Source organism: Microbulbifer halophilus (assembly GCF_026183675.1).
GTDB lineage: Bacteria > Pseudomonadota > Gammaproteobacteria > Pseudomonadales > Cellvibrionaceae > Microbulbifer > Microbulbifer halophilus.
The window spans coordinates 1-23,993 of sequence record NZ_JAPIVK010000014.1 but is presented as its reverse complement, the minus strand read 5'-3'; the positions used below and the strand labels follow the sequence as shown (position 1 = coordinate 23,993).

Here is a 23,993-nt window from a genome sequence, read left to right as displayed (position 1 = left end):
TGCTGGTGTCCCATGATCCGGTGTTTGTGGGGGCGATCGGCGTCAATGGGGAACTGGCGCTGTAGTCGCCTACCTCCACCATGTCCAGCGCCTGATGATCACTGGCAACTTCACCCTACTGCCGGGAATGCAGGCGGCGGGGTCAGGTCTTTTATTTTTGGAAGGAAGGAAAATCATAAATCGCGAATCAAAGATGACTTGGCCCTGAAAGCTAATCGATCCAGAGATTAAAGATCATAGACAAAGACCTCGGTCCCTTTGGGTGTTAAACATTCCGTGACGACTGGCTCTATTTCCTGCCATGTGCCATCTGCAAGCCCACGTTTCAACCTGGGAACAGGTTTCGCTCAAATTTTGAGCCATCACCTAAGTAGCGGTTATACACGCCGATTCGACTGGCTCTTTTCCCAAGCGGAATAGAATATTTCCTTTAGATCATCGATCATCTCGCTCATAGCCCAGCCGTAACGCTGGAGCTGCCATACGTCGGCAGACGTAAACTCCGCCTTGGACATAACCTCTATCACAGCGGACAGCATTTCCAGCCGATGACAGATGGCTTCTTGCAGCACATCGACCGGTAACCCAGGCTGAAGCTGGAATACAGATCGGCTATTATCTGTCCGCTCATCTAAACCCCTTGAATCAATAGCTGGCCCATTATACTTATCCATAGCATCAAACCTCCTCAGCAGCTTCTAGTTCATATATGAACGGGAAGTATAGCAAGAGAATGTTCACTTGTGAACAAGTAGTCATGTTCACATTTGAACCATGAATCTATCAGAGAAATTGGCCAGAAACCTGAGAGCCCGCCGGGGCCAGCAGACGCAGGAGGCATTCGCTCGCAAATTGGGGATCAGCAGGGCCACTTTGACCCGCCTGGAGAGCGCCTCCCAGAATACCACCTTGAAGACGCTGGATCAGATCACGAAAAGTCTGCGCTGTGATGTCGGCGATTTGTTTGAATAGAAGCGAGTACCTGAATTCGATCAATGCCAGTTTTTATACCATCGAAAGCCTGTCACTGAGAGCTGAGCAATTTAAGACAAGCTGCGCATTCGTCATGTGGTCGAACACCTTCATAAGGAAAGGTTCGAGACTCTATTGAAAACGATTTTTGAAACGGCCGGTTCCCATATGGCTTCTTTCAACAGTCCGCTTCTAAGTGACGTCTCAAGAACTCCGTTTGTGTGTACACAACGGAGCGGATTGAACAGCCGCTCGTGGCGGCTGCAGACAACTACTATTGCTGGCAATAGAGACTCAGACTGTCGCAGTAACGACCACTGCAGCTGACGCCGGCTACGTAACTACCTTTGTTGCACTGACCGAGCCCCTGCTCCTCGGAGAAGGGTGTGGTCCAGTTTCCAGGGTGGGCACTGTGATTGAGTAATATAAGCTTTAAATTGTCGCAGTATCGACCACTGCATTTTGCCCCGACCACTACGGCTTCATCACTGGTCCAGCTGTTGGGTGACTCCTCCGAGATCCAGTGTTCCGCTTCCCAGCGCTCGCCTTGTGGCGCCACCGCTGGCAGGTTGCAGCATTTCAGGCGTTTTTTGTCACAGTAACTGCCGGAACATTCTACCCCCACCACGATGCGATCATTTGCGCAGTAGGCGCCGGCACTGTCCTCTTCGGAAAACCAACTGGAGTATTCGCAGTCTTCACCGTCAAAAAAGTCCGGATAGCTGGCGGGCTTGAAGCGATTCAGGTTGTCGATAAAGCTGCTGTCTTTCAACGGAATGGTTGCGGAGCCATAGTCAAAAGCGTTTAACAGCGCGCGCATTTCAGCATTGGTCTTGCTGTCCCCATGGATCTGGTACCAGCTGGTGATCGGCGGCGTGACAAAGTCGGAGTAGGGGTTCTCCGCGGTTTCCGTCGATCCCGCAAAGCGCATGGCATGCGTTGAGGCACCATCCTTGTGATAGACCACGCGAATATGTGCACCAGTATGGGGGATGTCGGCCAGTGCACGCGTCTCCATATCGCCATGGGCGCTGACGCTACCGTGGGTGATAGAGCCATCTTTCGTCCATACGGCGGCCTGCTCCCAATCGTGCCGGTGACCAAATAGATCCCAGCCGGCGATTACCTGGTCCTTCTCAAAGTAGAGTGCATAAAAATGGCCACAGTATTCTGAGCCATCCTTCTGCATGCATTGCGAGCGGTGCAATGTGTTGGAGTAATTCAGGAAGTCCGTTGTGCGGCAGTCCCCGCCGAGGCTACCCGTTGTATCCAGGCCCGCGTTCTGTTCACCGTCGCGACTGATACCGGCGGCGGGGAAACAGCCATCGCCATCAAAGTCAAAGATCGGCGCTATCTCAAGCACCTGGTTGTTATCCACCGCTTGGTCCAGATGGTAGAAATCGCTCGCTTGTACCTGGCCTGCAGCAATCGCAGCGACGGCGAGCACTGCCATTGCCGTAAATCGGCCTGTCAATCTGATGATGAGTTTGAGTAGCATGACTGTTCCCGTAAGTTATCGTTATCGATGTCTATGAAATCCCCCCAAGTACTTCTCGGGAGGCCGCTTTCCGCGGCCGGGTCCAATTGAATCAACGAACCCAACTTTACAGCTATGCCAGATTAAATGATATTTATGACAGTAATGCTTAATTAGTATTTAAATTCATCCGATGAACAAAATATATTTTTAAATTTTCTGTAAAAACCCCTCATGAAATAAAATAATTTTCACGCCACGGCAGTAATTCACTCACGTTGCCAAATCTCCAGTCTAGGTGAGCGCGCCGGCATGCCGTGTGATGATGGATCGGCCTGAACCCTATTGAGAGTTACGATAGATTGAATGGCGACTGTGCTCTGTAAATTCGTCACCGCAATGATTATTAGTCGTCTCAAAATTGTTTTTACCAAAGTCCACCCTCCGGACCGTCATTCCGGTACCGGATCAAGTCCGGCATGATAAAACGATCCGGGATCCAGCGGAGGTGCCCCGTCGGCCTGGATTCCGGAACAAGTCCGGAATGACGATCGCATGGAGGGAATACAGGACTCGCCCGTTGTTAAAGGGACCTGGACAACTGTTAATACAATTATGAGACCCTTAATATATTGATAATGCAGTATCCCTTCTGTAAATTCTTTTTCGAAAGCTTTGAATCCTGGGGCTCAGCACGAAATCAATGGGCAGTCATGAAATGACCACCTCAACTCTTAAAGATGCCGGGTTTCCACCGGCTCCGTCCACCAACTATCATTACGTCCATCAAAATACTGAACCGGCGCATCGATCAGTTCCTGCGAGGTTACATTGTCCAGCGTCGACAAAAATACGGACACGTAGTCGCCACCAATTTCCTCCACATGCCCCCTGCCGAACGGGCGCACGCCGCAGTGTTTGCAGAAAAGGTGATGCGCCTGCTTGCTGCCAAACTGGTAGTTGCTAAGCGCCTCCTCACCCCGCAGCAGGCGGAAGTCGCCCGGCTTGATCAGCGCGCCCCACTCGCGGGTCTTGCTGCAGATGGAGCAATTGCATTTGCCGGTGCCGGCACTCAGGTCGATATCCGCTTCATATTGCACGGCGCCGCAGTGGCAGCTTCCCCGATAGGTCTTTTTCATCAGGCTTTCTCCACCAGGGCGTCATCTTTTTCCATGGCGCGGTGGTAGGCGTCGCGGTTTGTGACGCGCTGCGCGTAATCGGTGAATTCCGCACGCTTTTCAATGGTGCCGAATTGCAGGCCCCAATTGATCTGCGCTCCCACATAGACGTCGGCGGCGGTAAAGCGCTCGCTCGTTACATAGGTATGATCGCCTAACCAGGTTGAAAGATTGTCGAGTACCGCCGCGTAGCTGCCGTAGCCCACCATTCTCTGCTTCTCCGCATCCGGCTCCAGCCCGAATATCTTGAAGTCGGTAATCGTTGCCTCCAGCGGTCCGGCGGCAAAGAACATCCAGCGGTAGTAGCTGGCGCGCTCTTCGGGCAGTGGTGCCAGTCCCGCTTGCGGGAAGGCTTCCGCCAGATAGGCGCAGATGGCCGCGCCCTCGGTCACCACCTGGTCGCGGTGCACGATGGCCGGCACCTTACCCATCGGGTTGATCTTGAGGTAGGCCGGGGATTTCATGCTGCCGTTGTATTCCAGCACCTCCGTGTCATACGGCGCCCCCACTTCCTCCAGCATCCAGCGCGCGATGCGGCCACGGGATTGGGGGTTGGTGTAGAGAATGACTGTATCTTGCATAGCTGCTCTCCGTTGCTCTTCATTTGTTGGCGCTTGTGAAGCGAACGCGAGTACTGTAGTTGTTAAATAGGCTATATTCCGCCCTAATAAGTTGAGCAGGATGCAAGTCATGTCGAATCCCACGACACGCGTACTGGCGCTGCTGGAGTTGCTGCAGATCCACGGCAACGCCAGCGGCAGCAAGCTGGCACAGATGCTGGGCGTGGACGGCCGCACACTGCGCCGCTATATCGCCACCCTGGAGGAGATCGGCATTCCGTTGACGGCCGAGCGCGGGCGCCACGGCGGCTACCGGCTGGTGTCTGGCTACAAGCTGCCGCCGATGATGTTCACCAACGAGGAGACGCTGGCCATCTCCCTCGGCCTGCTGGCGGCGCGCAGCCTCAGTGTGGGCGACGTTTCTGCTGCAGTCGCCAGTGCCCAGGCCAAGCTCGAGCGGGTCATGCCGCAGAAACTGAAACAGCAACTGCGCGCGCTCGATGACAGCGTCACCCTGGACCTGGTGCCGACGGCGGCGCCGGACAGTGCCACGCTGGCAACCCTGGCCACCGCGACCCAGCACCGATGCCGCACGGTGTTCGACTACACCGGCGGCAGCCACAGCGGCAATGAAAGTGCGACGCGGCGCGAGTTCGACCCTTATGGCCTGGTATTCCGCCGCGGCCGCTGGTACGCGGTGGGCCACTGCCACCTGCGCGTCGATCTCCGCACCTTCCGCCTCGACCGTATGCAGCAGTTGCGCCAACTGGAAATTCCTTTCCAGCGGCCACGGGGTTTCGATGCGGCGGCGTATCTCACCAATAGTTTTGCCAGTATGGACTCGGGTATCGAAGTGGAGCTACTGCTGCATACGGACCTTGCGAACGCCAGCGCGGTGCTCGGCGACGAACTGGGCCTGCTGACACCAAAAGGGGATGCGGTGCTATGGCGCGCACACACCGGCTGCCTGAACTGGTTCGCCTCGCAACTGGCGCGACTGCCATTTGCCTTCGAGATACTCACGCCGTCGGACTTGCGGGCCGAATTGCGTCGCCAGGCGGAGAGGTTGCTGGTCATGGCGAAGGATTGATTGCTTCAAGGATACCGCTTTTCTGTTTCCAGCCTGATCATTCGGTAGGAGCCTGCTTGTCAGTGATTTTAAAGCTGTTTTGATCAGAACCCGCCCTTCGGAGCCATCATCGCGGACTCGATACGGGGTCCAGCTAAGGTGCCCTTTCGGCCTGGATTCCGGATCGAGTCCGGAATGACGACAGTATGGAGTTCTGTTGGGTGCGCCGTGCGTATCGATTCTCTGGCATCTGCCGCTTTGTGCCTTTCAGTGCGCATGGCGCACCCTACGGGACTGTTTTGATCAGAATCCGCCCCTTGGAGCCGTCACCCCGGACTCGATCCGGGGTCCAGCGAAGATGCCCCTTCGGCCTGGATTCCGGATCGAGTCCGGAATAACGACAGTCTTCACTGCATCACTTACCCTTCCATCGCCGCAAATGCCTCGGCAATCCTCATCGGTGCGGTGGGGCGGGCGTACATGGTCTGCAGGTAGTCTCTCAGGCGCGGGGCGTTATCGAGTAGCTTTTCCTCATCAACCCAGTCGAGCGTATAGGCCGCATTGAAGTCGGCCACGCTCAGCCGGTCGCCTACGACAAATTCACGCCCCTGCATATGCCGCTCAAGTACATCCACCATCTCCCTGCATTCCCGCTTCGCCAACTCGACATCCTGCGGCAATCGCCTGTCTTGCGGATACAGGAATGTATGCCGCGCTATACGCCACAGGGGTGGCTCGATCTCGGTCATCAGGAAGAATATCCAGCGATACATTTGCGCCCTTTCCTGCAGTGACTCCGGAATAAACCCCGCTTCGGGGTGCTTCTCGGCCAGGTAGAGCTGGATGGCGGCAGACTCCGTCAGTACGAGATCGCCGTCCACCAGTACCGGGACCTTGGCGGCGGGGTTCAGGGCCAGGAAGCCTTCGCGGCGGGCCTCGCCTTTCAGGAGGTCCACCGGTTGTATTTCGTATTCCTGGCCCAGTTCATTCAGCAGCCAGATGACGCGCAACACGCGGGTGGGCGGTGCTCCGTATAGTTTGATCATTTCCAGCTCCGCTTTTTGTTCAATGCTGATTTTCCACTGCCGGACGGCTGTTGTCCGGCAGCAGTCGGGTTCAAGGCGTGGGGATCGGCATGCACTCCATTACTTCCACGCGATCTCCGGGGAAGATGCTGAAGTGCGGATGCCCTTCAAACAGCTTGGCGGCGTCTTCGTGGCTTTCCGCCTTCACGATGACGTATCCGGTGATGTTGTTGCGGGTGTCGCTGATACCGCTGGGGTCGATACGCTTGGTCTTGCCCAGCGGGCCACCGGATGCCACGAGAATGTCCTGATGCTGTTCCATCCAGCCACCCCAGGCAGCCATGCCTTCCTGCACGCGTTGCTCGCGTTCGGCTTCGGGCAGGTCGTTCCATTTGCTCATGGAATCCGGGGCGCCGAGGTATACGGCGAGAAAGTTTTTCATGGGGGCTCCTCTGTTCTGGTAGCTCTGTGGGCTCAACCGGCGTTGCCGCCGGCCTGGTTGCCTGTTTCCTTCAGTTCCCGCGCGGGGCGGACTTCTACCGAGCCGTAACGGGCCGGCGGGATCCTGCCGGCCAGGGCGATGGCCTCGTTGAGGTCTTTCGCTTCGAGCATGTAGAAGCCGGCGAGCTGCTCCTTGGTCTCGGCAAAGGGGCCATCGGTGGTGGTGATGCGGTTGTCGCGTACCCGAACAGTGGTGGCCGTATCGGTGGGCAGCAGCGGGCTGCCGGTGATGTAGTGGCCACTCTCCGTCAGGCCGGCGACACACTCCATGCACTCCTGATTGAGCGAATCCCATTCCTGCTGGGATAGGCGGTCCATGACTTTTTCGTCGTAATAGACCAGTGCCAGGTACTTCATTCTGCTCTCCTTGGGTTTCTGTTATGGCTGCGACTGTGCAGGCTGGACTTCCCATTTGATGGATAATCCTGCCGGGTTGGTGCCCGTTAGACAGTTAGTCGAACCGGGATGGCGAAGTTCGACAGCGGAGTGACATTTTTTTAAGACTTTTCGAATCGTCATCCGGTTCGGCAGGCGGCGGGCCGGAAGTTTCATGCCCGCCCCTCTTGCGCCAGATCCAGATGGCACAGGCAAGTGGCGCGCGTTCCAACTTGGCCGAACGCCCGAACAGGCCCGCGCACGCGGTCATCCCCACTGCGGCGTTCTTCGCCGATCATGTCCTTGGCGGCCAGCCCTGCTTCCGGACGTTATGCGCTCCAGGCCCGATATGAAACAATAGAGGTCAATCACCAACCGGGCATAGCCCGTCAACCATATTGGGGCGCTCCCACCATGTCCAAGTTATTCGAAGAAATTGACAGCCAGTCCTCACCGCTGGGGGAGATCTCACTGCGCAGGCGGCGTATCCCCGCACTTGGCGACAGGGATATCTACGAAGTCAAGCTGGGCGAAGAGTTCCTGATGTCCAGCATGTTTGTCGAGGCGGAAGAAGCGCTGTCTCGCCTCGGCCTGGCTCAAGTACAGGGCGACAAACTCAATGTTGTGGTTGGCGGTCTGGGGCTGGGTTATACCGCCGTGGCGGCTTTAAAGGACGACCGGATTTCCGAGCTGCTTGTGGTCGAGGCCCTGGATACGGTCATCGGCTGGCATAACGATGAACTGGTACCGCTAGGGAAAACCCTCAACGCCGACACACGCAACCGCTATGTGCACGGCAGCTTCTTCGATATGGCCACGGCGCCGGATACCGGCTTTGACCCGGAAAACCCCGGCAGGAGGTTCGATGCCATTCTTCTGGATATCGACCATTCCCCGACCGAGTACCTGAATGCAGCCAACGCGGGCTTTTATACCACCGATAACCTGGCACTGATGGCGGAGCAGCTCAACCCCGGAGGGGTATTTGCCATGTGGTCACAGAACCTGCCGGAGGAGCGTTTTGAGGCTCTGCTTAAAACGGTGTTTGAGACTGTCGAGTCGCATGTCGTTTCTTTCTACAATCCGTTTCTCAGTGGTGAATCCACGAACTCGGTTTATGTTTGTGTGAAGGGATCGGTTTCGGATAGCGGTGATGGACAATAGCCGTGAGATCCCGATTGTGGGTAATGGGCCGGTCGCTGCGCTTCTTTTATGTACTCCGGCCTATCCTGCGGCGGCTATGGGACCAATCGGCTTGTGTTGACTGTCAGCCTCAGGTTTTTACGCAAGATGCCCTGGGCGCGCAGTGAAGCCAGGGCACTGTATATCCCCACCTCCCACAGACCAAACCCTTGGCGTCAAAATCTGTAAATTTAGCTAAACCAGGCTTTCAATCTCAATTAACCTGTAAACCTTGGCGAATAAATTTTTATTTAACCTTTTCTATCCCATAACCTCTCGCACCCGCACTTTCGTTCCTGCCAGTTTATTTCTACCCATTACCCGTCCATTGATTTTTCAGTGCGGGCGAAACCTCTCCATTCTGCTTAACAGTTAGCAGAACCATTCTTTAGACATTCATTTCCTCATCTACAGATTTACAGGAAATATTATTCCGTACAATCGACCGGGCAAGCTTTTCAAATGGTGAAATTTCCTCACCGGGGAAAGCATTGCAACATTTTCGACACCCAAGGTTAACCAATCAAAAATTTCGAGATAGTGTTATGAAAATTACCAACCTTATAAAGATTTCCATCCTGATTTGCGCAGTACTGCCTTTCAGCAAGGCGTTCGCGGTAGGCGAGCTCACCTGTACAGCAAGTGCAGACATCACTTACTCACCGGGCCTGAGGTTATTCGAGCAGCAAACGGATATTACCTTTGATGTAGGTTACTCCGGCTGCACCTCTTTAACCGGGTCGACGATAACAGGCGGCAGTCGCTCGGGTAGCTTTACCGGGTCGCGTAGCTGCCTTGCATTACCGGCCAGCGGCTCGGCAACCATAGAAATTTACTGGGATGACGGCCAGACAAGCGTTGTAGATGCCACTACACAGAGTACAGATGCTGCCGGCCAGACCGTACACATTCTCACTGGACCAATAATTTCCGGGCCATTTGCCGGTAAGATATTCAGTGAAGAGCTGGTACAGGCTTCGCTTGATCTTCTGAGCTGCCTGGTAGCGCCTGGTGTCGAGTCACAGACAGGTGTTGGCACAGCACAGATACTTTGACCGACAGTTCACCTCTGATCGGGTGCGTGCTCGCCGCGCCCCGATCAGAGGTGCACCCGGATTGTGCAAAATTCATGCACATTCCTCGACATACTTCCCGCGAGTGCTTATAGTGCGCGGCCCGCCGTACGCTTCTGCATCGGCGCAGTTCGCCAGTACCGCCCATCTCCAAGCCCCCGGGATTACGCTCTTGATCACCACCGCCAACATCACCATGCAGTTCGGCGCCCAGCCGCTGTTTGAGAATATTTCCGCCAAGTTCGGCAACGGCAATCGCTACGGCCTGATCGGGGCCAATGGTTGCGGCAAGTCCACCTTTATGAAGATCCTCAGCGGCGAGCTGGCGCCGAGCGCGGGCAATGTGTCCATGGAGCCCGGCTGCACCCTGGGGGTCCTGAGCCAGGATCAGTTTGCATTCGAGGAGTACTCAGTGGTCGACGCGGTGATCATGGGCGATACCCGCCTGTGGGCCATCAAGCAGGAGCGCGATCGCATCTACTCGCTACCGGAGATGAGCGAGGAAGAAGGCATGCGCGTGGCGGAGCTGGAGGTGCAGTTCGCGGAACTGGACGGCTACAGTGCCGAGAGCCGCGCGGGCGAGATACTGCTGGAGGCGGGTATCGAGGAATCCCTGCACTTCGGCCCGATGAGGCAGGTGGCACCGGGCTGGAAGGTGCGGGTACTGCTGGCGCAGGCGCTGTTTGCGGATCCGGATGTCCTGCTGCTGGACGAGCCCACCAACAACCTGGATATCCACACCATCCACTGGCTCTCGGAGGTGCTGAACCAGCGCCGCTCCACCATGATCATCATTTCCCACGACCGCCACTTCCTCAATTCGGTCTGCACCCATATGGCGGATATCGATTACGGCGAGCTGCGTATCTTCCCCGGCAACTACGACGACTTTGTCGCCGCCTCCACCCTGATCCAGGAACAGCTGCACGCGGAGAACGCCAAGAAAACCGCGGAGCTGGAAGAGCTGCAGTCGTTTGTAAACCGCTTCTCCGCCAACGCCTCCAAGGCCAAGCAGGCCAACTCGCGGGCGAAAAAGATGGAAAAGATCAAGCTGGAAGAAATCAAGCCGTCCAGCCGGATCAAACCCTATATCTCTTTCCAGCAGTGTAAGAAGCTGCACCGGCAGGCGCTGACACTGGAAGATCTCTCCCACGGCTTCGACGACGAACCGCTGTTTGCCGGCGGCGAGATGATTCTGGAAGCCGGCGCGCGCCTGGCGGTGATCGGCGAGAACGGCGTGGGCAAGACCACCTTTCTGCGCTGCCTGGTGGACGAGCTGCAGGCCAACAGCGGTGTGGTGAAATGGTCGGAGAATGCCGCCATCGGTTACTGCCCTCAGGACAGCAGTGCGGAGTTCGACAACGACCTCACCATCTTCGAGTGGATGTCCCAGTGGCGCCAGCCCAGGCACGATGACCTGGCGGTGCGCGGCATACTCGGCCGCCTGCTGTTTACCGCGGACGACGCCAACAAGAAGGCGCGCGTCTGCTCCGGCGGAGAGAAGAACCGCCTGCTGTTCGGCAAGCTGATGATGATGGACACCAATGTGCTGGTCATGGACGAACCCACCAACCACCTGGATATGGAATCCATCGAGGCGCTGAACAAGGCGCTGGCCCAGTATCGGGGCACGCTGATCTTCGTCAGTCACGACCGCCAGTTCGTCTCCTCGCTGGCCACCCGGGTACTGGAGATCAAGGACAGCAAACTGATCGACTTCCAGGGCACCTACAGCGAGTACCTGGAGGATCGGGCGCGCGCGGAGGCCCGGGCGGCCTGACACCGCCGCCCGGCGCAGATCTTCGCCTGTATCGCGCACGACCCATTAGTCAGACTTTAATGAACAATCTGTAGACAGCACACCCGATTACCGATAGAGTGCCTGCAGCTAGAAAGAAAGCCCACATTTACAATCTTCACGTCGCTGTTTTACTCGTAATACCTCGTCCTGCAGTTTTTAAGTCTCGGCTTGTTTTCAAGGCAAATCATCGCCTCACGAAGGCACTAATCCGTTACATTCTCAGGAATTATTTATGTCTAATACAGTGACCGGAACCGTAAAATGGTTCAACGAATCCAAAGGTTTTGGCTTTATCGAGCAGCAGTCCGGCCCGGACGTTTTTGCGCACTTCAGTGCAATCTCCAGCTCCGGTTTCCGCACCCTGAACGAAGGCCAGGCCGTTGAGTTCACCGTGACTCAGGGCAACAAAGGCCCACAGGCTGAAAACATCGTAGCGGTTTAACCCTCTGCTGATGTAAAAACGGGCCCTTTGGGGCCCGTTTTTGTTTGTGTCGCACTTGCATATCCAACCCCAAACCCCGCCACTATTCCGCGGCCGGCTTGCGCCTTCCTGAATCCTGAAACTGCAATTCCGCCAGCCTTTTATACAGGGGCGAAATCTCTATCAGCTCTGCGTGCTTGCCCTGCGCGACCAACTGCCCCCGATCCAATACGGCAATGCTGTCCGCATGCAGAATCGTCGCCAGCCGGTGCGCAATAATAATCGTCGTTCGACCTTCCATCAGCGCTTCCAGGGCCCGCTGCACGTGATATTCGCTCTCGGCATCCAGCGCGCTGGTAGCCTCATCCAGCAGCAGCACCTCGGGATCTTTCAGGATCGCCCGCGCTATGGCAATGCGCTGTTTCTGGCCACCGGACAGGCGCGTGCCCTGCTCGCCCAGGTGGCTGTTATAGCCATCCGGTAACTGCCGGATAAAGTCGTGGGCATGGGCTGCCCTGGCTGCGGCGATCACTTCCTCATCGCTGGCATCGGGCCTGCCGTAGCGGATGTTGTACCAGACATCCGCGGTAAACAGTGCCGGCTGTTGCGGCACTACCGCCAGTTGCCGGCGCAGGTCTGCGGTATCTATCTCGCGCAGATCCACGCCGCCCAGAGTGATGCACCCGCCCAGCGGGTCGTAGAAACGCTGCAGCAGCTCCAGCAGTGTGGATTTTCCCGCGCCGGAGGGGCCCACCAGTGCCAGGCTCCTGCCCTCCTCCACCACCAGGTTCAGCCCGCGGATGGCGGGTTGATCGGGCCGGGAGGGATAACTGAAGTCCACCGCGTCGAATATCACCTCGGCTTTGGTAGCGCCCAGAGGCTTGTTCGGCCGGGTATCGCCGCCGCTGACCGGAATCTCCGATTCCACATTCAACAGGTCCACCAACCGCTCGGTAGCGCCGGTGGCGCGCTGCAGTTCGCCGTAGACTTCCGAAATGGTAGCCACCGCGGAACCCATCATTACTGCGTAAAACACAAAGGCGGCCAGGTCACCGGCGCTCATGCGCCCGGCGATCATATCGTTGCCACCTACCCACAGCAGGCCGCTGATGGCCCCGAACATCAGCAGTATGACCACCGCGATCAACAGTGCGCGCTGACGTATCCGCCGTTTGGCGATCTGAAACGCGGTTTCCACTTCGCGGCCGAACGCCTGTTGCTCATCCCGCTCACGGGTATAGCTCTGCACGGTTTTTATATGCTGGATAATCTCGCCGGCGTAACTGCCCACATCGGCAATCGAGTCCTGGCTGGCTCTGGCCAGCTTCCGCACCCGGCGGCCATAGAGCACGATCGGCGCCAGTACCAGCGGCACGCCGATCAGTACCATCAGGCTCAGCTTGAGATTGGTGAACAGCAGCAGAATCAGCGCACCGACAAACATCAGCGAACTGCGCAGCGCCATCGAAAAGGAGGTGCCGATGATATGTTGCAGCAGGGTGGTGTCCGTGGTCAGGCGGGACATGATCTCGCCGCTGCGGTTGGTCTCGAAATAACTGGGATGCAAGGTGACAATATGGTCGAACACCGCCTTTCGCAGATCCGCCACCACGCGCTCGCCCAGCCAGGAGACCAGGTAGAAGCGGGCGTAGGTGCCCAGGGCCATCAGCAGCGCCAGGCCGACAATGATCAGCACGGCGCTGGACAGGGCCTCGCTGGAGCTTGCCACCAGGCCTCGATCCACCAGCAGCCGCACGCCCTGGCCGATGGACAGGGTGATGCCTGCGGTGAACACCAGCGCCACGCCGGCGGCGAACATGATCTTCCGGTAGGGCCGGATAAACTGCCAGAGTGTCGCCAGCATTTCGCGGAAGCTCATGCTGGACGAGTGCTTGGTCGGGGCCTTTTCTACAGTTGGTTCGGCGGCGGGTTCGGCAGTGTTGGGCATGGGCTTACTGATATACGGGAAACTTGAGGCAGAGGCGGGGAGCCCGATTGACTCCGGCGCTCTGGCATGGGTGCGGCGATGGCGGCGGTCAGGGTATCATACGGTTGGGCCGACTCCTCTTGCAGCGTTCCCCTTTGTGTTTCCGAAACCTTACCGGCCGACAATCTCGCGCAGGGATTCCTCGATCTGGCCACCACAATAACCCCTGCCATTCTCCTCCCGCTGCGCCTGTAGAAAGGGCTTTATATTCGGCCGCGACTCCACCCGCCAGCACAGGCCAGCAACCCGGGGCGCATGCTCACGGAGATCTTCCTCCAGCGCCGGGAATGAATACACCATGGTGCCGAACAGCGCAGCGGTGGCGATGTCAGCCACCGACAGCCTCGATCCCAACAGAAAGCCGCTGCCATTGCCGGAGCCCCCCTTCAGCCCGTGGTCTCTGCCGGTTTTCTCGAAAATTTTCATCCAGTCCGACAAACGGGAATAGCGAAACAGTTCCCATTCATTTTTCGTCCACATCGTCGACCCGTTGTAGTTGGTGATTTCCACCAACACATCGTTGCAGTCGAGGATCGTCTTCAGTGCCAGGGTATGGGTTTCGGAGCGCTTCGGCAGGTAGTCGTACTCCCTGCCCAGGTGCATCAGGCAGGCGGGCATCTGCGCGAAATAGGTTTTGCTCTTGCATTCGTAGAGGTAGGGCGATGCCATACCGGGATTCTTTATTTTCAGGCTTTTCTGCGGGTAGATATCCCCGGCGTCGCAGTGCTGGTATCCGGCCTCGACCTCCTCCAGAAACAGTTGGATAAAGTTTCCACGAAACGGTAGATCCCAATAGTAGAGCTTGTAGTCGAGCATAAATCGTCTCTTGCTTGAAGCTGGCGGGAATCAGGAGCGTAAAGACAGATAGCTTAGCAACCAGGCGCGACGCCGAATCAGATTCTGGCGTGCTAATCATCCATACCGTTGTATGCCATATCCGATAGCTGCAACTATTCCGTTACCGCATCTTGCCTGCATACAGGCAATGCGCCGTTTCTCCCTTCGACACGGAAACGGAATCCATGCCCCAGTCCGCCAATGACACCTCCGGGATTCTCGGCCTGGATGTTCACACCCTGAAAGATCTGGAAATCTTCGAATCGGAAACCGGCGATGCCAGCCTGTTCGATTTCTGCAATTTCACCCGCACCCGGGGTGGTGCTGCAGCCCTGCGGCGGCGCATGGAACGCCCCTGGTCAAACGCCGGGCGAATACGGGCCACACAGGCCTCCATCCGATTTATCGACGCGCAGCCGGAACTCTTCACTGCGGTGCCCTCCGCTTACGTGAGTGGCGGGGCGGAAGCCTATACACAGGAAATATTGCCGGCCCTGGATCACCGCAGCTGGCTGGATTTCGCTTTTGGCGCCTTCCAGATGTGGTTCAATCACGACAGCCACTACTTCAGTATCGTGCGCGGGGTACAGGCGACCTGCAGGCTGGTTCAGGCATTGCGCGCTTTTGTTGCACAGAATCTGGCATCGTCCGCCGGCGAACTGGTTCCGCTGCTGCAACAGATACGGGCATTGCTTTCCCGACCCAAACTGGCCGAGGTGCCGGATTACGACGTGGGAGCCTGGGGTACCTGGCGGATGCTGCGGCTGGACCAGGTGCTGCGCATACACGAGAAGGAAACCATCACCCGGCTTCTCGGCCTGCTCTACAAGCTGGATGCGCTGACATCGATGGCCGATGCCACCCGTGAATACGGGTTTATAATGCCACTGGTCGAAGAGGGAGCACTACGCGTTCGTGCTAAAGGACTCGTCCATCCCTACCTGGCCAAACCGGTGGCCAACCCGGTGGAACTCAATCAGGAGAGTCGCGTGCTCTTCCTTACCGGGCCGAATATGGCCGGCAAGACGACTTACCTGCGCGCCTTGGCCACTGCCCTTTACCTGGCACAACTGGGAATGGGCGTGCCGGCGCGCAGTTTCTGCTTTGTGCCAGTGGAGAGGCTTTTCAGCTCCATCTCTTTGACGGACGACCTGCGCCGCGGTGTGAGTTATTTCAGGGCCGAGGCACTGCGCGTAAAAGCCGTGGCCAGTGCCGTCGCCGAAGGCCGCCGTGTGGTGGCTCTGATGGACGAACCGTTCAAGGGCACCAACGTCAAGGATGCCTTCGATGCATCGCTGGCGATTCTGGAACGCTTTTCCGGCCGGGAAAACTGCCTGCTCATATTTTCCTCCCACCAGATTGAGTTGAACGACCACCTCGATATCGCCGGCGGTCAGATAGACTGTCGTTACTTCGAGGCGGTGGAAAGCAGTGATCGGCTGCACTTTGACTACCTTTTACGGTCCGGCATTTCAGAGCAGCGGTTGGGGATGCGAGTGCTCAGGGAGGAGGGGATATTCGAATTGCTGGATGGCAGCCCGGGTGGACATTCCGCGGGCTCGCCAACAGATGAGAGCCGGTTATCGGCTCATTCTTCCTGACTCTTCAGCTTTCGTTGTTTTTCCTGGCCTGCTCTTCCACTTCCGACTTGGTCATCCCCATTGCCGCCGGCACCATGCAGGCCTTGAACATCTCCATCATGCCGCTCATGCCCGCGGCGCTAGCGTTGGCGGTCGTGCCCACTATCGCCATCGAGCTGCTGTCTTCCAGGTCCCCGTTTTCCAGCTTGCGGAGCTTGACGATGGCCTGTTTCTTTTCAGCAATCATCTCTCCCAGGCTTTCCGCCACCTCCGGTTGATGGCAGGGGGACTCCTCATCCAGCGAATCGAACAGGCGCTTCAGCTCTTCCTGGTACTGGCTGCTATTCGCCAGAGCCTTGTCCGCATTATCGGCAATCTGCCCCAGCAGACCGGAAGCGATCACGGATTCGACATCCTCGGGTTGCCTTACTTTCTCATGAACCTGCTCCAGCAACACGTGATACTCTTCTGCAAGCCGGTTATCTTTTTCGAGCAGAGGCTCGGTTCTTTCAGTGAATGCATCCACCTTGCCCACCGTGTCACTATCTCCGAAACAGGCAGATATTGCGGCCGCGCCGATCAGGACGGCTGCGGCAAAAACTGTCCTACGGGTTTTCTCTAGATCGATATTCATCATTTACTTCCCTGTTTACAGGTCGTTACTTGAAAATGAACCGGCGATAGTACCGGAAAGCGAGAGGATAAAAAAATGGAACCAGAGTGGATTTATACGGGCGATATCGACTGGTAAGCAAAACCTCTGTAAGTTCTTCCCCACCCGCGCAGGCCCGGTAGCCGGGGAAATGAATCGCCTCTTCGCGGAAATAACGCTTTTTGCGGGGCAACGCCAGCGTAAAAACCGCCGCAGGCCCCTGCCGTCACCCGGCACGCAATCCGCGGACTCAGCGGAATCAGCGGGCTGACCGACACGCCACACACCAGCCTGCCTTCCCCGACTGCCCCCGTTTTTCCTAACCGGCAGTCATTCAGGTCGCCCCGGCCCGGTTTGCCCCGGGTATTCGGAATCAATGGCTTTCGATAAAACTGTTCCCCACAGGGGCTTTTCGCTGGTTTATTGTTCCTTCCACGCCTGTTTGCAATCCGGATAGCCTGTCAGAAAAATTGGAAATCGGGTCGCGATTCCTGTAAATTCCGCGCTCATTTTTTAACCAGATGTCGACGGTGCCTGTCCGCAGCCAGCGCGGGGCCCGCCCTGATTTTATTGTCATCGAGGTACCCCGTGATCCCAGCCAAGCACCTGCTTCTGTCGACCGTCCTGCTGGCATCCGCCACCACACAGGCCGAAGTGCTCTGGCAGGACAACAGCCTGAGCCTCCTGAGCGGCGATGACTACAAGGTCAACTACAGCCTGGGCACGGACGACGCCAGCCGCGATGTGGTCACTTTCGAGCACGCCAGTGGCCATAGCTGGGGCGATCTGTTCCTGTTTTCCGACTATCTGTCTTCCAGCGCCGGTTCGGACGAGCTCTACACCGAGATCTCGCCGCGCCTGAGCCTGGGCAAGCTGCAGAACCGCGAGCTGGCCCTCGGGCCGGTAAAGGATGTGCTGCTGGCCTCCACGCTGGAACTGGGGAATATGGACGACCCGGATCACCTGACCGCCACCGGCCCGCACTTTACCCACAAGCTCGCCGGCGTCGGCTTGGATCTGGCGGTGCCCGGCTTCAACTATATGCAGACCAATTTCTATCACCGCAACAACGACGATGCGGCGGACAACGAGCAGCTGACCCTGGTGTGGGCACTGCCGTTCTCCCTGGGCAGTGCGGATTTCCTCTACGACGGCTTCATCGACTGGACCAGCGCATCGAGGGACGCACACTCGAGTGTGAATTTTACCTCCCAGCTCAAGTGGGATGCCGGCACACTCTGGGGCCAGCCGAAAAGCCTGTACGCGGGCATCGAGTATGTCCACTGGAGTGACAAGTTCGGTATCGAGGACGGTACCTTCGGCGTCGACTCCAATGAGCGCAATGTGAACCTGCTGGTCAAGTATCACTTCTGACCCCTGCAACCGGGTACAACCATGACTGAACTCCAATCCCCGCCGACCGCCAGCCCGACCTCTCCCGAACCTGCGGCAGACGCCACGCTGCTGGAGCGGCTCTTCAAGTTGTCTGAACGCCAGACCAGCGTGCGCCAGGAAGTGATCGCCGGGGTGACCACCTTCCTGACCATGGCCTACATCATCTTCGTCAACCCGAATGTGATGGCGGCAGCGGGCATGGACCAGGGCGCGGTGTTTACCGCCACCTGCCTGGCGGCGGCCATCGGCTGCCTGATCATGGGGCTCTACGCCAACTATCCCTTCGCGCTGGCGCCGGGCATGGGGCTGAACGCATTTTTCAGCTACGTGGTCGTGGGCGAGATGGGCTATAGCTGGCAGGTGGCGCTGGGTGCCGTATTCATTTCCGGGATGGTATTCCTGCTGCTCAGCATCTTCAGGGTGCGCCAGTGGATCATCGACAGTATCCCCATGTCACTGCGCCAGGCGCTGGCGGCGGGCGTGGGCCTGTTCCTGGCAATCATCGCCCTCAAGAGCGCGGGCATCGTAACGGCCAGCCCGGCCACGCTGGTGACCCTCGGCGATCTCACTTCCAGCGATGCCATTCTCGCGTCGCTGAGCTTTTTCCTGATCGCGGCGCTATCCTACCGGCGCGTGTTGGGCGCGGTGATGATCGGCATCCTGGCGGTGACCGCGATCGCGCTGCTGATCGGCAAGGTACAGTACGGGGGCATGATGTCCGTACCGCCGAGTATGGCCCCGACACTGCTGCAGCTCGATATCGCCGGCGCTTTTGAAGTGGGCATGATCAGCGTGATCTTCGCCTTCCTGTTCGTGGACCTGTTCGATACCGCCGGCACCCTGCTGAGCACCGCGGACCGCGCCAAACTGCTGGACAGGGAGGGCAAGCTCCCCGGCATGGGCAGGGCGCTGATGGCCGACAGCTCCGCCTCAGCGGCCGGCTCCCTGCTGGGCTCCTCGACCACCACCACCTATGTGGAGAGCACCGCGGGTGTGGCCGCCGGCGGCCGCACCGGCCTCACCGCCGTGGTATGTGCCGGCCTGTTCCTGCTGGCCCTGTTCTTCTCGCCACTGGTGGGCATGGTACCCGCCTGCGCCACCGCCGGCGCACTGATGTATGTGGCGGTGCTGATGACCTCCGGCCTGTCTTCCATCGACTGGGACGATATCACCGAGGCGGCACCGGCGGTGATCGCGGCCGTGATGATGCCGCTGTCTTTCTCCATCGCCAATGGCATTGCGCTGGGTTTTATCGCCTACGCAGTCATCAAGACATTGAGCGGCCGCAGCCGGGATGTCAGCATCAGCGTCTACCTGCTGGCGGCGCTGTTCGTGGCCAAGTTCATCTTCTTCTGAGGGCCCCTTTTTATGGGTAGCAACGTGAAAAAGCACTTTATCAGCGCGCAGCAACTGCTGACGGATTCCTACGCACTCGCGGAACAGGTTTTCCAGAGCGGTTTCCGCCCCAACTATATCGTCGGTGTCTGGCGCGGCGGCGCTCCGGTGGGCATCGCAGTGCAGGAGTTGCTGCACGTGATGGGCGTGGACGCGGATCATATCGCCATCCGCACTTCCTCCTATACCGGCATCGGCCAGCGCGACAAGCGTGTGCGCGTACACGGCCTCACCTACCTGATCAAGCGCCTGGAATCCCACGACAACCTGCTGATCGTCGACGACGTGCACGACACCGGCCTCAGCATCGACCAGACCATCAAGGACCTGCACGCGGCCTGCAAGAAAAACACCCCGCAAATCCGCGTAGCCACCCCCTACTACAAGCCAACCAGCAACAAGACCGAGCGCGAGCCGGACTACTATATCCACAAGTCCGACGAGTGGCTGGTGTTCCCGCACGAGATCGACGGCCTGTCGCGGGAGGAAATTCTGGAGTACAAGCCGGAGCTCGAGCCGTATCTGGATCGGATTGCTACGGTGAGTTGATCCCGATACAACGGGAGTTGGCGCCCGGCCGACTCCCGAAGAAGCGACACTGATAAAGATTGTCAGCGTCATCCCCCTCCATCGACAGCTCAGCCCCTCATACTTATTTAATCCTTCCGAACACCTGAGAAGCGCCGACTCTACCAGCTGGCCTCGCTTATCAGTCGTCTCAAAATTATTTTGACCAAAGCCCGCCCTCCGTGGCCGTCATCCCGGTACCGGATCAAGTCCGGCATGACAAAACGATCCGGGATCCAGCGAAGATGCCCCAGCGGCCTGGATTCCGAATCGAATCCGGAATGACGATCGTATGGAGTGAATACAGGGCTCGCCCGTCGTAAAAGGACTCAGGACAACTGCCAATACAATTATGAGCCCCTTAATAACCTCTGCACGCCCATCACGGCTCCGATGAAATATCCGGACCAGGCATCAATATCTGCCATCCTTCATGAATGGCGATTATTTCGCTTTATCGCCCCCCTGAGGCACAATCAGCCAATCGATCACCCATCCACTGAAACCGATACATCCATCTCAAATGCGTCAATTGCAGCTCAAACACCACGACCGCACCGTGGGCTTTCTCGCCGGAGCGGACAACCTGCGTCCCCGGCTGCACTCGGCCTTTATCACCCTGTCGGCAGACAGCGCCGGCACCAAGGCGATTCTCCTGGTCCGCCACACACTGCACGGCTGGCTGCAGGTATGTGACGAGGAACAGCGCTACCCCATTATCAGCAACCCGCTGTTGCTGAACTGCGACCACCTCTGGCGGGCCGTACTGCACACACTGGCCGAGGCCGATAGCTGGCCCTCCGACGAGGAGAAGCGGCGGCGGAAGCTGGAGCGGGAGATAAAGCGGCGTGCAGAGATCGCCGAGGCACGCCGAAGAACATTCCGACTGGTGTAGAAAGCACTGCCACCAGCCATCAATTCGCTGCAGTTATCTATACTGATAAACCTTATCAACGCAGACAATCATCCTGCCTTCTCCAGGATACCAACACGATTAACTGGCCCTCGGTGACCTGTCGTTTCAGCACGATGAACAACCCGCCTTTCTGTCGGCTTCGTGCTATAAGGGCCGATTATTTTTGCCGAGTTGCAGTTCACAGAATAACCAAATCAGAGGGGGACCCATGATCAGAACCACAAGATTCGCCGCAACACTCCTGTGTTCCGCGGTGGTGGCAGCCTGTGGCCAGAAGGCCGCCGACAGCGCCAGCCAGCCCACCGAGGGAACAGCCGGAGCCGCTGCCGTCAGCCGTGCCGACGCGCCGATGCTGACGGAATCCTACGCCAAAATGCGCAAACGGCAGGTGGCCGGAGTGGACTACCGCCTGTCCGTGACCATCGACAAACAGGGCAAGAGCCTTACCGGTGAGCTGGTGGCGGATACCACCCTGAACGGGCCGCTGGAACAACCGCTGACCATCGATTTTGTCCAGGGCAATGTCGACTCCGTCAGCGTGGATGGCGAAACCGTTCCCTTCGAATACAACGGCAATTTCATCAGTATTGCCCCGGAGCACCTGAAAGATGGCGACAACGCCATCGCGGTACAGTACCAGCACGACTACTCCACCAGCGGTTCCGGCCTGCACCGCTTCGAAGACCCGCAGGACGGCGAGGTGTACATGTACACCGACTTCGAACCCTACGACGCCAACCAGCTCTTCCCGCATTTCGACCAGCCCAACCTCAAGGCCCACTATACCCTCGACGTGACGGCACCGAAGGACTGGACCGTAGTGACCTCCGTGCGCGAGGAGAACGTGATCGAGAAGGGCGACAGCAAGCACTGGCAGTTCCCGCAGTCCGCCAAGTTCTCCTCCTACATTTTCTCCCTGCACGCCGGCCCCTACGAAATCTGGAAAGACGATGCCGACGGTATCCCCCTGCGCCTGATGGCCCCCAAATCCCTGGCGCAGTACGTAAAGCCGCAGGACTGGTTCACCTTTACCCAGCAGTCCTTCGAGTTTTTCCAGAAATACTTTGAAGTCCCCTATCCGTTCGTGAAGTACGACCAGCTGATCGTGCCGGACTTCAACGCCGGCGCCATGGAAAACGTGGCCGCCGTCACTTTCACAGACCGCCTGGTATCCCGCGGCGAAAAAACCCAGGCCCAGCGCATGAGCCTCGCCAATGTGATCGCCCACGAAATGGCGCACATGTGGTTCGGCGACCTGGTGACCATGAACTGGTGGGACGACCTGTGGCTGAACGAAAGCTTCGCCACCTATATGGCCAACCTGTCCCTGGCGGAGAACAGCGAATTCGACAACGTCTGGGAAAACTTCTACCTGGGCCGCAAGCAGTGGGCCTACCACTCGGACACACTGCCGACTACCCACGCCATCCAGCTGCCGGTGAAAAACACCGATGAGGCTTTCGCCAACTTCGACGGCATCACCTACGGCAAGGGCGGTTCCATTCTCAAGCAGTTACCCTACTACCTGGGCGAAGAAAAATTCCGCAAGGGTGTCAGCAACTACCTGAAGGATCTCTCCTACCAGAATTCCACCCTGGACGACTTCATGGGCCACCTGGGCAAGGCCGCCGGCAAGAACCTGGACCAGTGGCAGCAGCAGTGGCTGTACAACGCCGGTCTCAATACCATCGAGGCCAGCTTCCAGTGTGAGAACGACAAGGTCACCGGCCTCACCCTGGCCCAGAGCGCGCCGGAGGAATATCCCACCCTGCGCGAGCAGCGCACCCAACTCGGCTTCTACCGCATGGACGGCGACCGCATGGTGCGCACCGATGCGCTGCCGGTTCTGTACAAGGGCAAAACCACCGAAGTGAAGGATGCCATAGGCCTCGACTGTCCGCAGATCCTCAACCCCAACGAGGAAGACTGGGCCTTCGTGAAGGTGAACCTGGATCCGGTATCCGTTGAAAACATGACCCGACATATCAACGACATCGATTCCACCTACACCCGCCTGATGCTGTGGCAGAGCATGTACGACAGTGTCTACGACGCGAAACTGCCGCTGGACCGGTATGTGGAATTCGCCCTGGAAAACGCGGGCAGCGAGAGCGACATCAATGTGATCCGCATGGTATCCCGCCACCTGGGCAGCGCCTCCGCCTACCTGGGCCAGGTGCAGCTCGACGACGCCAGGCGCGCACAGCTGCAGGGCGATATCGAGCGCTTCGTCTGGCAACAACTGCAGCAGGCACCCGCCGGCAGCGATGCGCAGAAGACCTGGTTCTCCACCTTCACCGACGTGGCGCACACCGGCGGGGCCCTGGGCAACGCGGAAAAACTGCTCACCGGCTCGCTCGAGATCGACGGCCTGGAACTGGATCCGGACATGCGCTGGAGCCTGGTCACCCTGCAGAACCATCACCTGCACGGCGACTACGCCGAGGCCATTGAAACGGAACTGGCGAAGGACAACTCCGACCGTTCCCGACTCAAAGCCATCGCCGCCGAGGCCACCCGCCCGCAGCAGGAAGCCAAGGCCAAGTGGCTGGACAACATCCTCAACAAGCACGACGAGTTCAAGCTGAGCCAGCTCAAATCCGCCGCCTACAGCCTGTTCCCCACGGACCAGCTGGAACTCTTCCGGGCCAACGCGGACACCATCGTCGACGCCATGGACAAGGCGAATGCCGTCGCCGACCCGGAGTATATCGCCACCTACAGCCGGCTCTTCCCGATGGACTGCAGTAAAAAGGGTGTGGACCGCATCAGCCGGATTCTGGACAGCGACGGGGAGATCAACCCACTGCTGGAAAAAGCGCTGAAAAACATACGTTTTGAAAACCGGCGTTGCGTGGCCGTAAGCGATCTGCTCGCGGCCAACTGATCAGAACCTTCAGAGGCCCTTCGGGGCCTTTTTTATTGTCGCCGAGTCATTGTCGGTCGCTTTGCCGAAAGCTTTAAAAAAAAATCAGCGGCATCGACCCTAGCCCGGATATTTCACCAAACGTGTTAAAGTTAAAGTGAATC

At 58.0% G+C, this 23,993-nt stretch carries 22 protein-coding genes; 12 read left to right on the top strand and 10 right to left on the bottom strand.

Annotation, left to right across the window (positions count from 1 at the left end; translation table 11 throughout):
* Nucleotides 1–377: 377 nt before the first annotated feature.
* Complete coding sequence (locus tag OQE62_RS09085; protein ID WP_265721707.1) at nt 378–674, bottom strand: hypothetical protein; 297 nt, start codon at nt 672–674, stop codon at nt 378–380.
* Between the two features lie 100 nt (nt 675–774).
* Between OQE62_RS09085 and OQE62_RS19485 the strand changes: the two genes are divergently transcribed.
* Complete coding sequence (locus tag OQE62_RS19485) at nt 775–972, top strand: helix-turn-helix transcriptional regulator (RefSeq protein ID WP_377535753.1); 198 nt, start codon at nt 775–777, stop codon at nt 970–972.
* A 274-nt stretch (nt 973–1,246) separates the two neighbouring features.
* Here the strand turns inward: OQE62_RS19485 and OQE62_RS09080 are convergent, their stop codons facing one another.
* The 3 genes from OQE62_RS09080 to OQE62_RS09070 all read right to left on the bottom strand — a co-directional run bounded on the left by OQE62_RS09080 (nt 1,247) and on the right by OQE62_RS09070 (nt 4,208).
* Nucleotides 1,247–2,470, bottom strand: a complete 1,224-nt coding sequence (locus tag OQE62_RS09080) for an NPP1 family protein (RefSeq protein ID WP_265721706.1) — start codon at nt 2,468–2,470, stop codon at nt 1,247–1,249.
* Nucleotides 2,471–3,183: 713 nt separating this feature from the next.
* On the bottom strand, nt 3,184–3,588 hold the full coding sequence (locus tag OQE62_RS09075) for a GFA family protein (protein ID WP_265721705.1): 405 nt from the start codon (nt 3,586–3,588) through the stop codon (nt 3,184–3,186).
* The gene (locus tag OQE62_RS09070) at nt 3,588–4,208 is read right to left on the bottom strand and encodes a glutathione S-transferase family protein (protein WP_265721704.1); all 621 of its coding nucleotides are present in this window, start codon (nt 4,206–4,208) and stop codon (nt 3,588–3,590) included. Before OQE62_RS09070 ends, OQE62_RS09075 begins: the two co-directional genes overlap by 1 nt.
* 109 nt (nt 4,209–4,317) lie before the next feature.
* Between OQE62_RS09070 and OQE62_RS09065 the strand changes: the two genes are divergently transcribed.
* The gene (locus OQE62_RS09065; protein ID WP_265721703.1) at nt 4,318–5,277 is read left to right on the top strand and encodes a helix-turn-helix transcriptional regulator; all 960 of its coding nucleotides are present in this window, start codon (nt 4,318–4,320) and stop codon (nt 5,275–5,277) included.
* Nucleotides 5,278–5,675: 398 nt separating this feature from the next.
* On the opposite strand, the gene OQE62_RS09060 is transcribed toward OQE62_RS09065, so the two are convergent.
* The 3 genes from OQE62_RS09060 to OQE62_RS09050 form a co-directional block, all read right to left on the bottom strand.
* On the bottom strand, nt 5,676–6,302 hold the full coding sequence (locus tag OQE62_RS09060) for a glutathione S-transferase family protein (protein ID WP_265721702.1): 627 nt from the start codon (nt 6,300–6,302) through the stop codon (nt 5,676–5,678).
* A 70-nt stretch (nt 6,303–6,372) separates the two neighbouring features.
* Complete coding sequence (locus OQE62_RS09055) at nt 6,373–6,723, bottom strand: YciI family protein (RefSeq protein WP_265721701.1); 351 nt, start codon at nt 6,721–6,723, stop codon at nt 6,373–6,375.
* A gap of 32 nt (nt 6,724–6,755) precedes the next feature.
* A complete protein-coding gene (locus OQE62_RS09050; protein ID WP_265721700.1) occupies nt 6,756–7,139 on the bottom strand; it encodes a YciI family protein in 384 nt (127 codons plus the stop codon).
* A 432-nt stretch (nt 7,140–7,571) separates the two neighbouring features.
* Between OQE62_RS09050 and OQE62_RS09045 the strand changes: the two genes are divergently transcribed.
* From OQE62_RS09045 to OQE62_RS09030, 4 genes are all read left to right on the top strand, one after another.
* Nucleotides 7,572–8,321, top strand: coding sequence for a spermidine synthase family protein (locus OQE62_RS09045; protein ID WP_265721699.1), 750 nt, complete (start codon nt 7,572–7,574; stop codon nt 8,319–8,321).
* A 563-nt stretch (nt 8,322–8,884) separates the two neighbouring features.
* The gene (locus OQE62_RS09040; RefSeq protein ID WP_265721698.1) at nt 8,885–9,394 is read left to right on the top strand and encodes a hypothetical protein; all 510 of its coding nucleotides are present in this window, start codon (nt 8,885–8,887) and stop codon (nt 9,392–9,394) included.
* A 190-nt stretch (nt 9,395–9,584) separates the two neighbouring features.
* Nucleotides 9,585–11,192, top strand: coding sequence for an ABC-F family ATPase (locus tag OQE62_RS09035; RefSeq protein ID WP_265721697.1), 1,608 nt, complete (start codon nt 9,585–9,587; stop codon nt 11,190–11,192).
* A gap of 253 nt (nt 11,193–11,445) precedes the next feature.
* Entirely contained in the window at nt 11,446–11,655 is a 210-nt protein-coding gene (locus OQE62_RS09030; RefSeq protein WP_265721696.1) for a cold-shock protein, read from the top strand.
* Between the two features lie 82 nt (nt 11,656–11,737).
* Here the strand turns inward: OQE62_RS09030 and OQE62_RS09025 are convergent, their stop codons facing one another.
* Together OQE62_RS09025 and OQE62_RS09020 are read right to left on the bottom strand one after the other, a co-directional pair.
* Entirely contained in the window at nt 11,738–13,582 is a 1,845-nt protein-coding gene (locus OQE62_RS09025; RefSeq protein ID WP_322746568.1) for an ABC transporter transmembrane domain-containing protein, read from the bottom strand.
* 150 nt (nt 13,583–13,732) lie between these two features.
* Entirely contained in the window at nt 13,733–14,437 is a 705-nt protein-coding gene (locus tag OQE62_RS09020) for a glutathione S-transferase (protein ID WP_265721695.1), read from the bottom strand.
* Between the two features lie 206 nt (nt 14,438–14,643).
* On the opposite strand from OQE62_RS09020, the gene OQE62_RS09015 reads away from it, so the two are divergent.
* Complete coding sequence (locus tag OQE62_RS09015; protein ID WP_265721694.1) at nt 14,644–16,059, top strand: MutS-related protein; 1,416 nt, start codon at nt 14,644–14,646, stop codon at nt 16,057–16,059.
* A gap of 4 nt (nt 16,060–16,063) precedes the next feature.
* On the opposite strand, the gene OQE62_RS09010 is transcribed toward OQE62_RS09015, so the two are convergent.
* On the bottom strand, nt 16,064–16,675 hold the full coding sequence (locus OQE62_RS09010; RefSeq protein ID WP_265721693.1) for a hypothetical protein: 612 nt from the start codon (nt 16,673–16,675) through the stop codon (nt 16,064–16,066).
* A 603-nt stretch (nt 16,676–17,278) separates the two neighbouring features.
* Here OQE62_RS09010 and OQE62_RS09005 point away from each other — a divergent pair.
* From OQE62_RS09005 to pepN, 5 genes are all read left to right on the top strand, one after another.
* The gene (locus tag OQE62_RS09005) at nt 17,279–18,064 is read left to right on the top strand and encodes an outer membrane protein OmpK (protein ID WP_265721692.1); all 786 of its coding nucleotides are present in this window, start codon (nt 17,279–17,281) and stop codon (nt 18,062–18,064) included.
* Nucleotides 18,065–18,085: 21 nt separating this feature from the next.
* A complete protein-coding gene (locus OQE62_RS09000; RefSeq protein ID WP_265721691.1) occupies nt 18,086–19,441 on the top strand; it encodes an NCS2 family permease in 1,356 nt (451 codons plus the stop codon).
* A 24-nt stretch (nt 19,442–19,465) separates the two neighbouring features.
* Complete coding sequence (locus tag OQE62_RS08995; RefSeq protein ID WP_265721795.1) at nt 19,466–20,029, top strand: phosphoribosyltransferase; 564 nt, start codon at nt 19,466–19,468, stop codon at nt 20,027–20,029.
* Nucleotides 20,030–20,570: 541 nt separating this feature from the next.
* Nucleotides 20,571–20,942, top strand: a complete 372-nt coding sequence (locus tag OQE62_RS08990) for a hypothetical protein (RefSeq protein ID WP_265721690.1) — start codon at nt 20,571–20,573, stop codon at nt 20,940–20,942.
* A gap of 229 nt (nt 20,943–21,171) precedes the next feature.
* The gene (pepN, locus tag OQE62_RS08985) at nt 21,172–23,850 is read left to right on the top strand and encodes an aminopeptidase N (protein WP_265721689.1); all 2,679 of its coding nucleotides are present in this window, start codon (nt 21,172–21,174) and stop codon (nt 23,848–23,850) included.
* The last annotated feature ends 143 nt before the right edge of the window (nt 23,851–23,993 follow it).